At 62.1% G+C, this 14,796-nt stretch carries 14 protein-coding genes; 13 read left to right on the top strand and 1 reads right to left on the bottom strand.

What is annotated here, in order from left to right; all coding sequences use genetic code 11:
• The first annotated feature begins 29 nt into the window (after positions 1–29).
• The 13 genes from ACMA5I_RS01460 (at position 30) to hchA (ending at position 12,422) form a co-directional block, all read left to right on the top strand.
• Entirely contained in the window at positions 30–644 is a 615-nt protein-coding gene (locus ACMA5I_RS01460; RefSeq protein ID WP_525884444.1) for a glutathione S-transferase, read from the top strand.
• Positions 641–1,078, top strand: a complete 438-nt coding sequence (locus ACMA5I_RS01455; RefSeq protein WP_525884443.1) for a DUF4112 domain-containing protein — start codon at positions 641–643, stop codon at positions 1,076–1,078. The genes ACMA5I_RS01460 and ACMA5I_RS01455 overlap by 4 nt, the downstream gene beginning before the upstream one ends.
• Complete coding sequence (locus tag ACMA5I_RS01450; protein ID WP_525884442.1) at positions 1,075–2,547, top strand: NAD-dependent succinate-semialdehyde dehydrogenase; 1,473 nt, start codon at positions 1,075–1,077, stop codon at positions 2,545–2,547. The genes ACMA5I_RS01455 and ACMA5I_RS01450 overlap by 4 nt, the downstream gene beginning before the upstream one ends.
• Entirely contained in the window at positions 2,540–3,190 is a 651-nt protein-coding gene (locus tag ACMA5I_RS01445) for a paraquat-inducible protein A (protein WP_525884441.1), read from the top strand. Before ACMA5I_RS01450 ends, ACMA5I_RS01445 begins: the two co-directional genes overlap by 8 nt.
• 47 nt (positions 3,191–3,237) lie before the next feature.
• Positions 3,238–3,792 carry a paraquat-inducible protein A gene (locus tag ACMA5I_RS01440; protein WP_525884440.1) on the top strand — a complete coding sequence of 185 codons (555 nt, stop codon included), beginning with the start codon at positions 3,238–3,240 and terminating at the stop codon, positions 3,790–3,792.
• A complete protein-coding gene (locus tag ACMA5I_RS01435) occupies positions 3,789–5,924 on the top strand; it encodes an MlaD family protein (protein WP_525884439.1) in 2,136 nt (711 codons plus the stop codon). Before ACMA5I_RS01440 ends, ACMA5I_RS01435 begins: the two co-directional genes overlap by 4 nt.
• A 3-nt stretch (positions 5,925–5,927) precedes the next feature.
• On the top strand, positions 5,928–6,542 hold the full coding sequence (locus ACMA5I_RS01430) for a PqiC family protein (protein WP_525884438.1): 615 nt from the start codon (positions 5,928–5,930) through the stop codon (positions 6,540–6,542).
• A 101-nt stretch (positions 6,543–6,643) separates the two neighbouring features.
• Positions 6,644–7,528 (top strand): metal ABC transporter substrate-binding protein, encoded by an 885-nt coding sequence (locus ACMA5I_RS01425; RefSeq protein WP_525884437.1) that lies wholly within the window; start codon positions 6,644–6,646, stop codon positions 7,526–7,528.
• Positions 7,525–8,328, top strand: coding sequence for a manganese/iron ABC transporter ATP-binding protein (locus ACMA5I_RS01420; protein ID WP_525884436.1), 804 nt, complete (start codon positions 7,525–7,527; stop codon positions 8,326–8,328). The genes ACMA5I_RS01425 and ACMA5I_RS01420 overlap by 4 nt, the downstream gene beginning before the upstream one ends.
• On the top strand, positions 8,321–9,163 hold the full coding sequence (locus ACMA5I_RS01415; RefSeq protein ID WP_525884435.1) for a metal ABC transporter permease: 843 nt from the start codon (positions 8,321–8,323) through the stop codon (positions 9,161–9,163). The genes ACMA5I_RS01420 and ACMA5I_RS01415 overlap by 8 nt, the downstream gene beginning before the upstream one ends.
• Positions 9,156–9,998 (top strand): metal ABC transporter permease, encoded by an 843-nt coding sequence (locus ACMA5I_RS01410; protein WP_525884434.1) that lies wholly within the window; start codon positions 9,156–9,158, stop codon positions 9,996–9,998. The genes ACMA5I_RS01415 and ACMA5I_RS01410 overlap by 8 nt, the downstream gene beginning before the upstream one ends.
• A gap of 143 nt (positions 9,999–10,141) precedes the next feature.
• Entirely contained in the window at positions 10,142–11,437 is a 1,296-nt protein-coding gene (gene amtB, locus ACMA5I_RS01405) for an ammonium transporter AmtB (RefSeq protein WP_525884433.1), read from the top strand.
• Between the two features lie 133 nt (positions 11,438–11,570).
• Positions 11,571–12,422, top strand: a complete 852-nt coding sequence (gene hchA / locus ACMA5I_RS01400; RefSeq protein ID WP_525884432.1) for a glyoxalase III HchA — start codon at positions 11,571–11,573, stop codon at positions 12,420–12,422.
• A gap of 386 nt (positions 12,423–12,808) precedes the next feature.
• Here the strand turns inward: hchA and ACMA5I_RS01395 are convergent, their stop codons facing one another.
• Positions 12,809–14,638 carry an EAL domain-containing protein gene (locus ACMA5I_RS01395; protein WP_525884431.1) on the bottom strand — a complete coding sequence of 610 codons (1,830 nt, stop codon included), beginning with the start codon at positions 14,636–14,638 and terminating at the stop codon, positions 12,809–12,811.
• Positions 14,639–14,796: the final 158 nt, after the last annotated feature.

Here is a 14,796-nt window from a genome sequence, read left to right as displayed (position 1 = left end):
TCTTCCTCCCCAAGCATAGAGGAGCCCGCATGATGAGACTTTACTGGTCCCCCGCATCCCCTTTCGCACGTCTGGCCTGGGTGGCCTGTCTCGAAGCTGGCCAAGAAGACAAGGTCGAGCGGGTCTCCGTGATGGGGCATCCGACCGATATTGGCAATTTGCCGATCAACCAGAACCCCATTGGGAAAATCCCGGCGCTGGAGCGCTATGACGGGCCGAGCCTTTATGACAGCCGGGTCATCTGCCAGTATTTCGACGAGATTTCAGGCGGAAAGCTCTATCCCACCGGTCCGCGGCGATTTGACGCGCTGACTTTGGAGGCCACGGCCCATGGGATGCTCGACGCAGGCGTTTTGCGCGTTTATGAGCATCGTTCACGTCCCGAAGCCTATCAGTGGGAGGGCTGGCGTGAAGCGCAATGGGACAAGGTCGCGCGCGGCTTTGATGCGCTTGAGGAACGGTGGATGGGTGTGCTGAATGGCCCGGTCACGATGGGAAGCCTCGCCGTCGCCATCACCTGCGACTGGATGGATTTCCGCCATAATGACAAGGACTGGCGGACCGGCCATGCGCAACTCGCGACATGGCATGAGAAGATGAAACTGCGCGGGACCCTGCGCGACACGATGCCGGTGGCGGCATGAACGAGATGACGGAAACACGCGAACTCAACGATCAGGTCTGGGTGGAAGGCCGCACCGAGGACATCGCCGATGGTGGTGCGCCGAAGGGTGGCAAGGACTTCGCCCATATTGAGAAACTCGCCAACTGGCTCGACACGAAATACTCCATCGGCGGGTTCAAATTCGGGTGGGACGGGATCATCGGCCTCTTGCCGGTCGTGGGCGACACGGCCTCGCTCGGCCTCTCCGGGATGCTGATCTTCGAGGGCGCGCGGCTTGGCGCTCGCAAGCGGGTTCTGGGCCGCATGGCGTTCCATACCGGTGTGGATTACGTGATCGGCCTCGTGCCTTTCGCGGGCGATCTTCTGGATTTCGCCAACCGCTCGAATGCCCGCAACGCGCGGATTTTGCATGAGGAACTGCTCGCGCAGCAGAAAAAACGGAGCACCACATGAGCGACCTGAAATCCCGTCTCTCCGATCCTGCATTGCTGGCTACCAAATCGTTTTTGGCGGGCGAATGGGTCGATGCCGATGACGGCGCGACCTTCGATGTGACCAACCCGGCAACCGGCGAAGTGCTCGCCACCCTGCCCAATCTGGGCCGGGACGAGACCAAGCGCGCCATTGCCGAAGCGGTGAAGGCGCAGAAAGCATGGGCGGCGGAGACGGCCAAGACCCGCGCGGATTTGCTCAAGGAAATGTATCGCCAGATGATGGCGGCGCAGGAGGATCTCGGCATCATCCTCACCGCCGAAATGGGCAAGCCACTGAGCGAAGCGAAGGGCGAGATCGGCTACGGTGCGTCCTTCCTCGAATGGTTCGCCGAGGAGGCGCCGCGCGTTTACGGCGAGACCATCCCCGGCCACCAACCCGACAAACGCTTGAGCGTGATCCGCCAGCCGGTCGGCGTCGTCGGCGCGATCACCCCATGGAATTTCCCGAACGCAATGATTACGCGCAAAATGGCCCCGGCCCTCGCGGTTGGCTGCGCCTTCCTGTCGAAACCGGCAGGCGAGACCCCGCTCTCGGCCCTCGCCATCGCCGTGATCGCCGAACGCGCCGGGATGCCGAAGGGGCTGTTCTCGGTCATCACCTCGTCGCGCTCCTCCGATATCGGCAAGGAGTTCAGCGAGAACCCGGATGTGCGCAAACTCACCTTCACCGGCTCGACCGAGGTGGGCCGCATCCTGATGGGGCAATGCGCCGACCAGATCAAAAAAATCTCGCTGGAGCTTGGCGGCAACGCGCCCTTCATCGTGTTTGACGACGCCGATCTCGACGCGGCGGTTGAGGGCGCGATTGCGTGTAAGTTCCGCAACAATGGCCAGACCTGCGTCTGCGCCAACCGGATTTACGTGCAGGCGGGTGTCTATGATGCCTTCGCCGAAAAACTGCAAAAAGCCGTGGAAAAGCTGCGTGTTGGCAACGGCATGGAGGACAGCGATCTTGGCCCGCTCATCACCGAAAAGGCGGTGGAGAAGGTCGAGGAGCATATCGCCGATGCCACGTCCAAAGGCGGCGACATCCTCACCGGCGGCCAGCGGCATGAACTCGGCGGCAGCTTCTTCGAGCCGACCATCGTGACCGGCGCGACCCGCGAGATGCAATTCGCGACCGAGGAAACCTTCGGCCCGCTCGCCCCGCTCTTCAAATTCGAGACGGAAGAGGAGGCCATCGACGCGGCCAATGACACGATCTACGGCCTCGCCAGCTATTTTTACGCCAATGACATCAGCCGCGTGACGCGGGTGCAGGAGGCGCTGGAATATGGCATCGTCGGCGTGAATACCGGGATCATCTCGACCCCCGTGGCCCCATTTGGCGGGGTGAAACAGTCCGGCCTTGGCCGCGAAGGCTCGCGCCACGGGATCGAGGATTATCTGGAAATGAAATATATCTGCCTGTCGGTGAAAGATGCCTAAAGCCACCTCCGGGCCAGCAAAAGGGATCGAACTCAACAACCTGATCTGCTGCCCGACCTGCGATCTGATCTATGAGGAGCGGCATTTGCCGCCCGATGAACGTGCGCGCTGTCACCGCTGCCACACGGTGCTGATCTCGGCGACGCGCAACACGATCGACCGGATGATCGCCTCGTCCTTCGGCATCGCGATCCTGATGATCGCCGCCGTGACCATGCCCTTCTTGCGCCTCTCGGCCAGCGGGGTGAACAACAGCGCCTCCATCATTGACGCGATCGACGTGTTTGTCGGCGGGGCCATGACCCCGCTCGCGCTGATCGTGGCGGGGCAGATCATCGTGCTGCCGGTGCTGCGCGCGGTGCTGCTCTGCTATGTGCTGGTCCCGATGCGGCTCTCGCGCCCGCTCCTGCCTTACGCCGCGCGCGCCTTCCATCAGGCCGAGAAACTCAAACCGTGGTCGATGGCCGAGATCTTCATCATCGGCGTGGCCGTCGCCCTCGTGAAAGTGGCGGGCCTTGCGCATGTGGAAATCGGACCGGCCTTCTGGGCCTTCTGCGGCATGGTCCTCATGGTGGTCATGTCCGACAGTATTTTAAGCAAGTGGACGATATGGGAAATGCTCGAGAAATATCAGGCCGACTGACGGCCCGGGAAGCTGGCCTGATCGGATGCTTGAATTGCAACAAGGTCATGACCGGCGACTCCGAATTTTGCCCGCGCTGCGGCAACAAGGTGGAATCGCGCCATGACCGCGCGTTCCAGCGCCTTTGGGCATGGTGGTTCGCCGGGCTGATCATGTATATCCCCGCCAATCTCTACCCCATGCTCATCATGCACCAGCTTGGCCGCGATTCCGGCGCGACCATTGTCGAGGGCGTGATCGAGTTCTGGCATTACGGCGACTACGCCATCGCCGCCATTATCGGCATCGCCTCCGTCGCGGTGCCCGTCGGCAAGTTCATCGTCATCGCGATCCTTGCCCTCTCCGTCCAGCGTGGCTGGGACATGCGCCATGAGGGACGGCTCAAGATTTATCACATCGTCGAATATATCGGCCGCTGGTCGATGATCGACGTGTTTGTCGTTGCGATTACGGCCGCGCTGGTCCAATTTGGCGCATTGGTGAACGCAAGCCCCGGAATCGCCGCGATCTTTTTCGCCCTCTCCGTTATCTTTACGATGTTGTCCGCACAGGCCTTCGACTCCCGCACCATGTGGGATGCAGAATGGGAAAAGAATACATGAGCACGCCCCAAGAGACGCCCGAGACCCAAAGCACCGCCACCGATGATCTGGTGATCGAGAACAAGCGCAGCCGCTGGCGCGGCAATATCTCCATGGTCTGGCTGGTGCCGATTTTGGCCCTGCTGATCTCGCTCGGCATCGCGTGGTCGAATTACCGCAACCAGGGGCCGATCATCGAGATCGCTTTTTCCAACGCCTCCGGTGTGGCCGCGGGCGAAACCGTGCTGCGCTTCCGCGATGTGGAGGTCGGCGTGGTCGAGGACATCCGGTTCAGCGACGACATCAGCCAGGTGATCCTGCAAGTCCGCGTCGATCAGGAAGTCGATGAGTATATCGACCAGGACGCGCAGTTCTGGGTGGTCCGCCCGACGATCTCGGCCTCCGGCGTCTCCGGCCTCGATACGGTGCTGTCGGGCGTCTATCTCGCCGGGAGCTGGGACACCGAGCGCGGCGAGCGCACCTATTCCTTCCAAGGGCTTGAAAAAGCACCGCTCACCCCGCCGGACCAGTCCGGGATGCGGGTCCGCCTGCGCACACCCACGGGCGGCTCCGTCACCACCGGCTCGCCCATCATGTTCAAGGGGATTCAGGTCGGGACGGTTGAGGATGTGGACCTTGAAGAGACCACCGATCAGGTTCTCATCACCGGCTTCATCGACGCGCCCTATGACGAGCGCATCACCTCCGTCACCCGTTTCTGGAACTCCAGCGGCTTCGATCTGAACATCGGCGCCTCGGGGGCGGAACTCGAAGTCGGCTCGCTCATGACGCTGTTTCAGGGCGGCATTTCGTTTGACACCTTCGTCTCCGGCGGCGAGCCCGTCGATCCTGAGCGCATCTTCACCCTCTACGAAGAGCAGCAGGACGCCCGCGACTCCATCTTTTCCCGCGAGCAGGGCAACCGCGTCTCGCTTCAGGTGATTTTCGACGGCACGCTTCAGGGCCTCGAAGTCGGCGCGCCGGTCTCCTATCGCGGCCTGAAAGTCGGCGAGGTTGAGAACATCTCGGCTCGCGTCCGTCAGGTGGAGGGCGAGCAGAACGCCGTCCTTCTCTACACCGAAATCAGCGTCGCGGCGGGCCGCATCGGCCTTCCCGCAAGCAGTGAGGATGAGGCGATTTACGAATTCCTCGCCGAACAGGTCCGCAACGGCCTGCGCGCGCAGCTGGCCAGCGCCAACATGTTCACCGGCTCGCTTCAGGTGAATCTCGTGGAGGACGCCGACGCGGTGCCCGCCGGTCTCGACATGTTGGGTGAGCCTTACCCACAAATGCCGTCGATCCCGGCGGACCCGAACGAGCTGACCACTTCGGCGCAGGGTCTGATGGGCCGCATCAACAACCTGCCGGTCGAAGAACTTCTCGACAGCGCGATCACGCTAATGAACTCGCTGACCGACATCGCCCGCCGCGAGGAAACGCAAGCGGTGCCGGGTGAGGTTCTCGCCCTCATCACCGATATGCGCACCCTTGTGGACGGCGATGTGGTGCAGTCCGTGCCGGGCGATGTGGCCGCCTCCATGGCCAGCCTGCGCTCCATTCTCGAAGAGATCGAGCAAAGCGAAGCCGCCGCCAAGCTGACCCAGGCCCTTGACAGCGCCGCCGGCGCGGCCCTGGCCATCGAGGACAGCGCCGAAGGTCTGCCCGCGATTGTCGAGCAGATGGAGCAGCTTGTCGCCAAGGCCAACGGCCTGCCGCTGGAGGATCTCATCACCTCGACCACCACGCTCGTCGATGATTTCGACGCGCTTCTGGCCGCCGATGGTGTGGATGATCTGCCGCGTGCGCTGGAGCAGAGCCTCAACGAGGTCCGCCTCGTGGCCGCCGAGCTGCGGGAAGGCGGCGCGGTTGAAAACCTCAACAGCACCCTTGCTGCGGCGGAGAACACCATGCAGAGCGCCGAGGTGGCCGCGGATGAAATCGCCGCCGTCGCGCGCGATCTGCCTGCCCTCGCCGATCAGTTCAGCGCCCTTGCGACGCGAGCCGATCAAACCCTTGCAACGCTTCAGGATCGCGGACAGCTGAACCGCGAGACGGTTGACACCCTGCGTGAGATCAGGGAAGCCTCAAGGGCAGTCAATGCGCTCGTCACCGCGATCCAGCGCAACCCCAACTCGCTGATTTTTGGACGGTAAACCATGCGTAAACTGACAGCTCTCCTGCTTTTCCCCCTGATGTCCGGCTGTGCCATGATCCTTGGCGAGAACAATCACCTGATGCCCGAGACGCCCGCCCAAAGCCGCCTTCCTGTGGCCGCGCGCGGGATCGAGGTCGCGACGGTCGATCTGCCGCTCTATGCCGCGGATGCCGAAATGGCGGTCGCGAACGACTCCGGCGTCGTCTCGATGTCCTCGCGCAATATCTGGGCCGATGAGCCGCCGCGCGCGATCACCCAGCGGCTCGCCAGCCAGTTGTCGCAGCGTGTGAGCGCCGCCGTGGCCGCCGAGCCCTGGCCGATGCTCTCGCGCCCCGATCTGCGGATTTCGGTGAAGGTGGACAAACTCGTCGGCGATGACGACTCGCTCATGTTCTCCGGCCAGTATTTCGTCACGGCGGCGAATACCGGCACCTATGAGGGCGCCTATAACTTCTCCTACGACATTCCCTACCCGAACCCGCAGGGCAATGTGTATCAGAACATCGCCGCCGCTCAGGGCGCGGCCCTCTCCGATCTCGCCGATGACATGGCGCAGGATCTCTCCATGATCCCGGCCGGCAGCGTCGTCAGCAGCGGCCCGGCCCCGCTCTTCTGATCCGGGCCCAATCTACACTTCGAAAACCCGCCACCCGCCGGTGCGCGGGTTTTCCTTTACGCCGCTTGCAATCTAAAATGATAATGATTATCAATTTCGCCATGAGATTGCTGAAACTTCCTTCAATTGCCCTGCTCACCGCCCTCGCCCTTCCGGCGCAGGCCGAGAAGATCAAGGCCGTGACCACCTTCACCGTCATCGCCGACATGGCGCAAAACGTGGCGGGCGATGCGGCGGAGGTCGTCTCGATCACCAAACCGGGCGCGGAGGTGCATTACTATCAGCCCACCCCCGGCGATCTCCTGCGCGCCGTGGATGCCGACGTCATCCTGCGCAACGGCATGAATCTAGAGACGTGGTTTGAGCGCTTCCTGCGCAATATCGGCGAGAAACCCTCCTTCACCCTGACCGACGGGATCGCGCCGATTTCCATCACCTCCGGCCCCTATGATGGCAACCCAAACCCTCATGCGTGGATGTCCGCCTCTGACGCGCTCGTCTATGTCGACAATATCCGCGACGCGTTTTCCGAGGTGGACCCCGCCAATGCGGAAACCTACGCCGCCAATGCCGCCGCTTATAAAACGGAGATCGAAGGCGTCGTCGCGGGTTACCGTGAGACCATCGCCGCCCTGCCCGAAAATCATCGCTGGCTGGTGACCTCCGAAGGGGCCTTCTCCTATCTTGCGCGCGACTTGGGGCTGAATGAGCTCTATCTCTGGCCCATCAACGCCGATGCGCAAGGCTCGCCCAGTCAGGTCCGCGCGGTGATCGACGGGGTGCGGGAGCATGACATCCCGGTGGTGTTCTCCGAATCCACGGTCCCGCCTGATCCTGCCGAGCAGATCGCCCGCGAGACCGATGCGCGCTATGGCGGTGTGCTTTACGTCGACAGCCTGTCCGAGCCAGACGGCCCCGTCCCGACCTATCTCGACCTTCTCAAAACCACCGCTGGCCGGATCGTCACCGCCCTGGAGGCCCCATGAACGGATTGATCGCCCAAGATGTGACCGTCATCTACCCCAATGGCCACACCGCCATCCATGATGTGAGTTTCGAAGCCCCCGGCGGCACGATCTCCGCTCTTGTCGGCGTGAATGGCGCGGGCAAATCGACGCTGTTCAAGGCCGTGATGGGCTTCGTCCCGCTTGCTCGGGGCAGCGTGATGATCGACGGCAAAGCGGTGAAAACCGTCCAGCGGGAGGGCGCGATTGCCTATGTCCCGCAATCCGAAGATGTGGACTGGTCTTTCCCGGTGCTGGTCGAAGACGTCGTGATGATGGGCCGCTACGGCCATATGGGCCCGCTCCGCCGCGCCAAAGCCGCCGATCATGAGGCGGTCACGGCGGCGCTCACCCGCGTCAACATGCTGGACTACCGCAAACGGCAAATCGGCGAGCTGTCCGGCGGGCAGAAAAAGCGCGTGTTCCTCGCCCGCGCGCTGGCACAGCACGCCAAACTAATCCTGCTCGACGAGCCCTTCACCGGCGTTGATGTGAAAACCGAGGACCAGATCATCGCGCTCCTCAAATCGCTCCGCGATGAGGGCCATGTCATGCTGGTCTCGACCCACAATCTCGGCTCAGTCCCCCGATTTTGCGACCGGACCGTGCTGATCAACCGCACGGTCCTCGCCGCCGGGCCGACCTCGGAGGTCTTCACCCGCGAGAACCTCGAAGAAGCGTTCGGCGGCGTGCTGCGCAGCCACGCCGTGGGCCGCCGCACGATCCTTTCCGATGATGAGCGCCCCTTCGTTGCCGAACATGCCGAGGACGAAGATGCTTGAGCCCTTCGCCTATCAATATATGTGGAACGCGATGTGGGTCTCGGCCCTCGTTGGCGGCGTCTGCGCGTTCCTGTCGGCCTATCTCATGCTCAAGGGCTGGTCGCTGATCGGCGATGCGCTCTCCCACGCCATCGTGCCGGGGGTGGCCGGGGCCTATATGCTCGGCCTGCCCTTCTCCATCGGCGCGTTCCTCGCGGGCGGTCTCGGGGCGGGCGCGATGCTCTTTCTCAACGCCCGCACCAAACTCCGCGAAGACACGGTGATCGGCCTCATCTTCACCGGCTTCTTCGGCCTCGGCCTCTTCATGGTCTCGATCAACCCGCTCTCGGTGAATATCCAGACCATCACCATGGGCAATATCCTCGCCATCTCGCCGGGGGACACGCTCCAACTCGCCATCATCGGCATCGTCTCCATCGCCATTCTGGCGCTGAAATGGCGCGATCTGATGGTGGTGTTTTTCGACGAGGCCCATGCCCGCTCCATCGGCCTCAAACCCGATCTGATGAAGGTGCTGTTCTTTACCCTGCTCTCCGCCTCCACGGTCGCCGCGCTGCAAACCGTTGGCGCGTTCCTCGTGATCGCGATGGTCGTGACCCCCGGCGCAACCGCCTATCTGCTGACGGACCGCTTTCCCCGCCTCATCATCCTCTCGGTCGCCATCGGCGCAGGATGCAGCTTCTTCGGGGCCTATCTCTCCTATTTCCTCGACGGCGCGACCGGCGGGATCATCGTCTGCCTGTTGACCCTGACCTTCCTGGTCGCCTTCGTCTTTGCCCCCAAACACGGGATTCTCGCCGCCAAGGCGCGGGCACGGGAGGCGCTCAATGGATAATCTGCTGCTCCCGTTCCAACTGCCCTTCATGCAGAACGCGATGCTGATCCTGCTGATCCTATCGGTGCCGATGGCCATCCTGTCCTGCTTTCTTGTCCTCAAAGGCTGGGCGCTCATGGGCGACGCGATCTCCCATGCCGTGCTGCCCGGTGTGGTGCTGGCCTACTGGATCGGCCTGCCCATCGGCCTCGGCGCCTTCGCGGCCGGCATGTTCTGCGCCGTCGCCACGGGCTATCTCGGCGAGAATAGCCGGGTGAAACAGGACACCGTCATGGGCGTCGTCTTCGCCGGGATGTTCGGCCTCGGCACGGTGATGTATGTGGCCCGCCCCACCTCGGTCCATCTCGACCATATCCTTTTCGGCGACATGCTCGGCATCTGGTGGCCCGATATCTGGACGACCCTTGCCGTCAGCCTGCCGATCACGATTTTCCTCATCCTCAAGGGCCGCGACCTGATGCTCCACGCTTTCGACCCCGTGCAGGCCGAAGCGCTCGGCCTTCCGGTCACATGGCTCCATTACGGACTGCTCGCCGCCATTTCCCTCGCCGTGGTCGCCGCGCTCAAAGCCGTCGGCATCATCCTCGCCATCGGCCTTCTGATCGCGCCGGGCGCCATCGCCTTCCTGATCACCCGCCGCTTCGTCGCCATGCAGCTCGTCGCCGTGGCGGTCACACTCATCAGCGGATTCCTCGGCACCTATATGAGCCTCTGGATCGACAGCGCCCCCGCCCCGACCATCATTCTCGTGCTGACCCTCTTCTTTATCGCGGCTTTCCTCTGGTCCGCCCGCCGCAACGCCGCTGCCTCGCGGCAGGCCCGCCAACCCGCATAATGCCTATATATTAACCATCAACCCATTATCTGCATAAATTATATGCAGATAAATCGAGACCCGCGCCGTCGCGCCCGCCCTCGCCTTGTCTTCGCACCTGCAAAATCGCCTCCTGCTCCCGTATTCAGCCAATGGGAGGCGACATGCATAAACGACTCGCAACCGCCCTGATCCTCACGCCCGGCCTCGCGTCGGCGCAAGTGACGGATGAGACGGGCTTTATCTTCAACTCGCTGCTGTTTCTGATCGGCGGCTTTCTCGTGTTCTGGATGGCGGCAGGCTTCTGTATGCTCGAAGCCGGGCTGGTGCGGTCCAAAAACGTGACCATGCAGCTCATCAAGAACATCTCGCTCTTTTCCATCTCCGCCATATGCTACTGGATGATCGGCTATATGCTGATGTATCCGGGCGATGCGTGGATGATGAACGGCGTGATCGGCAGCGTCGGCACGGCGATTCTCGAACCGGTCGGCGCGGGCACCGATGACATTGGCGACATCACCTACGCCTCCGTCGGCTCGGATTTCTTCTTCCAACTGATGTTCTGCGCGACCACCGCCTCCATCGTCTCCGGCACGCTGGCCGAGCGCATCAAACTCCTGCCTTTCCTGATCTTCGTCGTCGTGCTGACCGCGCTGATCTACCCGATTCAGGCCAGCTGGAAATGGGGAGGCGGCTTCCTCGAAACCATGGGCTTTGCCGATTTCGCAGGCTCGACCATCGTCCACTCCGTCGGTGGCTGGGCGGCCCTGACCGGCGCGCTCATCCTCGGCCCGCGCATCGGCAAATACCGCAGCGGCCGCACCCAGCCCATGCCCGGCTCCAACCTGACACTGGCCACGCTCGGCACCTTTATCCTCTGGATGGGCTGGTTCGGCTTTAACGGCGCATCGCAACTCGCGATGAACACGCCGGGCGATGTGGCCGACATCTCGCGCATCTTCGCCAACACCAATATGGCCGCCGCCGCCGGCGCGCTCTCGGTGCTGCTCCTGACCCTGTCGCTCTACGGCAAACCGGACCTGACCATGGTTCTCAACGGCGCGCTGGCCGGCCTCGTCGCGATCACCGGCGAGCCGCTGACCCCGACCCTCGGCCAGGCGCTCATCATTGGCGCGATCGGCGGCGGGATCGTCTATCTCACCGTGCCGCTGTTGGATCGCCTTCAGATCGACGATGTGGTCGGCGCGATCCCCGTCCATCTCTGCGCCGGGATCTTCGGCACGCTGGTCGTCGCCTGGACCAACCCTGATGCGAGTGTGATCACGCAGATCAAAGGCATCGCCATCGTCGGGGCCTTCGTGGTCCTCACCTCCGGCGCGGTCTGGATGCTGCTGAAAGGCCTCATGGGCCTTCGCGTCAGCGCCGAAGAGGAAATCACCGGCCTCGATGTCGCAGAGCTTGGCATGGAAGCCTACCCGGATTTCGTCAAACACTGACGTCTGATGTGGTGAGAGAAACAGCGGCGCCTCGGTGCCGCTGTTTGCGTTTAAGCCCCGGTGCCGCCTTGGAACTCTCCCCCGGCCACATACGTTGGTTGGGCAGACGCAGACACCATGGAAAGGATATGACATGGCCGACGACAAGACCCCCAATCCCGATCCGGCAGAGCAGAACGCCTTCTTCCCCTCCCCCTATTCGCTGACCCAATATACCAGCCCGAAAACGGATTATGACGGCGGCGACTACCCGCAGATCTATACGGGCGACAAGAAGGTCCTCGCGATCCTGACCGACGAGCGTTACGTGCTCATGCAAAACGGCACGATGTTTTCCTCGGGCAACCACCCGGTCGAAACGCTCCTCCCGATGCTCCATATCGACAAGGCCGGTTTCGATATCGACATCGTCACGCTCTCCGGCAATCCCGCGAAATTCGAGATGTGGGCGATGCCCCGCGAGGACGAATCCGTGAAGGCGGTTTACGAGAAATATCTGCCGCAAATCAAAGAGCCAAAAGCGCTGGCCGACGTCCTGGAGTCTGGCCTCGATGACTACGCCGCGGTCCTGATCCCCGGCGGCCATGGCGCGCTCAACGCCATCCCGGACAGTCTCGATGTGAAGAAAGCCCTCAACTGGGCGCTGGAGAATGACCGCTTCATCATCTCGCTGTGCCACGGCCCCGCGGGCCTGCTCGCCGCCGCCGTCGATGAAGCACCGGAGGATTATCCGTTCAAGGACTATGAAATCTGCGTCTTCCCCGACAGCCTCGACAGCGGCGCCAATCTCGATATCGGCTACATGCCCGGCCCGCTCCCGTGGCTCCTCGGAGAGCGCCTCTCCAATCTCGGCGTCAAAATCCTGAACGACGATATCACCGGCATGGTCCACCGCGACCGCAAACTCCTCACCGGCGACAGTCCCCTCGCCTCCAACGCCCTCGGCCACCTCGCCGCCGAAGCGTTGCTGGACGCGTATAGCTGATAGCGACCCTCCCGCCGCTGATCGCGGCGGGTGGTTTTCAGGGTTAAAATGCAGTGGGCTTTTTTTCGGGTTTAAACGCGGAGTCGGTTTTTCGAGATTAAACGCGGCGAGCCGTTATTCGGGATTAAAATAGCTCACCAAGAAATTTGTTGATCTCAAATGATATGCATCCGACGAGCCACTCGCGTCAGAACTTTTCCGGTGTAAAATAGCTTACGAAGAGATCCATTTTTACCCCTTTCGGGTCTCTTGGCTAGGCGGTCAAGACCACTGTTGAAGTTGAAACGGCTATGGCCCGGTCAACTTTCCCCTAATCTAACCCAAGCCTTTCACCAAACCGAACGCAAAATTTTGGGCTCGCACAACGCGCTTAGGCCGTCATAAACTCAAGCAATCCGCGTTGCCCCAATCTGCGGCTTTGGCGCGCCGGTCATCAATTCCGCAAGCGTCGCCGCGTCGACAATCGGCAGCAGCGCCTCGCCTTGACCCACCTCAACGCCAAGCTCTCGAAGCACTTCGGCCTGCGCGACTGTCTCGACTTCCTGCGCGACGCAGCGCAGCCCGAGAATGTTCCCGAAGGCCGTCGCCGCGCGGACCATCTGACGGTCGGCTTCGCTCTCGACGAGACTGCTCCCGACCTGCGACGCCAGTTTGATCTCATCGAAGGCGACACGCTTAAAAATCCCGACTGCGCTGTGGGTGGAGATATGCCCCCCAAGCGCGAGCCCGAAGCCGAAATCCTTGATCGCATCGAGCGTTAGATCATGCTCCGCCGTCCCGCGCCCGATCAGCGCATCTTGCGTGATCTCGATGGTCAGTTGCGACGCATCGGGCCAGTCCGCGTTGAAATTCCGAAGCTTTTCCACAAGCGGCTGCGGCGTTTTCATCTCGATATCGAACAACTGAAACGACACCGGGACCCGCAAACCCGCCGCCGCCCAAACGTTCAGATCCGCGAGCAGCATATCAAAAGCCTGCTGAGACACCCCTGTCGCAAGCCCGCGTTCGGCCACAATCGCCGCAAAATCCTCGCGCGGACGCAGGATGCCCGACGGATCGCGCCAGAAAATCCGCACTTCGGCCCCGATGACCTGCCGCGTTTGCAGGTTGATCCGGGGCAGATAGCGCAGGCAGAATTGCCGGTTCTGAAGCGCGAGACGCAGATCGCTCGCCATGCGCTCGGCTTCCATCAGTTCATTGCCGAGGCTGGGATCGTAGATGAGATAGCGACCGCGCGCCGTCGCCTTGGCTTTTGAGAGCGCGAGATCGGCGCGCACCAGCGGATCAATGAGCGGATCGCCATCGCCCGGCGTCAATCTGGCGACGCCGATGGTGGTGCCGGAATGGATCCGCCGCCCGTCAATATCCATTGTGCGGCGGGCCGACAGGATCATTTGCTCGCTGAGGCGGATGATTGTTTCGTCATCCAGCGCGCCATTATAGACCGCCGCGAACTCATCTCCCGCAAGCCGGCTGACGAGCCGCGCCTCCCGAAAACAGCCCGCGAGCCGCGTGCCCATGATCCGCAGCGCTTCATCCCCCGCCGCGTGGCCATAGCCGTCATTGATGGATTTGAAGAGGTCGAGATCGAGCACGAAGATCGTCATCGACTCGCCATGCTCCATCATGCCCTGCACCGTCGCGATGTAGGATTTGCGGTTCGGCAGGCCCGTGATCTCGTCGGTAAAGGCCAGTTCCAGACTGCGCGCCTGCGCCCGCGCCATCAGGGTCACCGCCCGTTTGCGCCGCGCGAGCGCCACGTCATGCTGTCGCCCGCGGATGTTGAGATGGAGCCCGAGCGGCACGATCACGAAGACAAGGCTCGCCGCATAGAGGATCAGCGCCACGGATTCGGAGCCGTCATGCAGATAAGCCGCAAGGGTTATGGTCGCGGTAAACATCACGATGGTGGTGATGAGGGCGAGCAGGAAGCGGTTAAAGAGGAAGGTCGCCCCGGTGATCATGGTAAAACTCATCGCCACAATGACGAGTTGGGCCTTGTGGCCCATGAAGAGAAACACCGTGATCGTGAGGATGCACCAATGCGCCGTGACGATGGCCGTCAGCGCCACCGCGTAGCGCACCATGCGCCGTTTCACGCGCCTTGTGGGCCGCCGCGATGGCCAGAATTTCACCTTCAAAAGCTGGAGATAACAGAGCATCGCACTCACGCCCCAAACCAGCGTGAAGGCCAGCGGCAAATCGCTTCGGATCACCAGAATGGAAAAGATGACATCCTTGATGCCAATCAGTGTATAAAGGAGGCGAAGCGAGAAGATTTCGCCGATATCGGCATAGGACGGGCGGCGCTGGAATTCGCGCAGGAGTCGACGAATCGTTTGCCGGGCGGTTGCCGCAAACGATTTAGAAGCAA

It is taken from the genome of Jujubicoccus corallicola, assembly GCF_047345645.1.
Classification (GTDB): domain Bacteria; phylum Pseudomonadota; class Alphaproteobacteria; order Rhodobacterales; family Rhodobacteraceae; genus JBLEFH01.
Note: the sequence above shows the minus strand (reverse complement) of the source record. Positions and strands in the feature narration are given on the sequence as shown.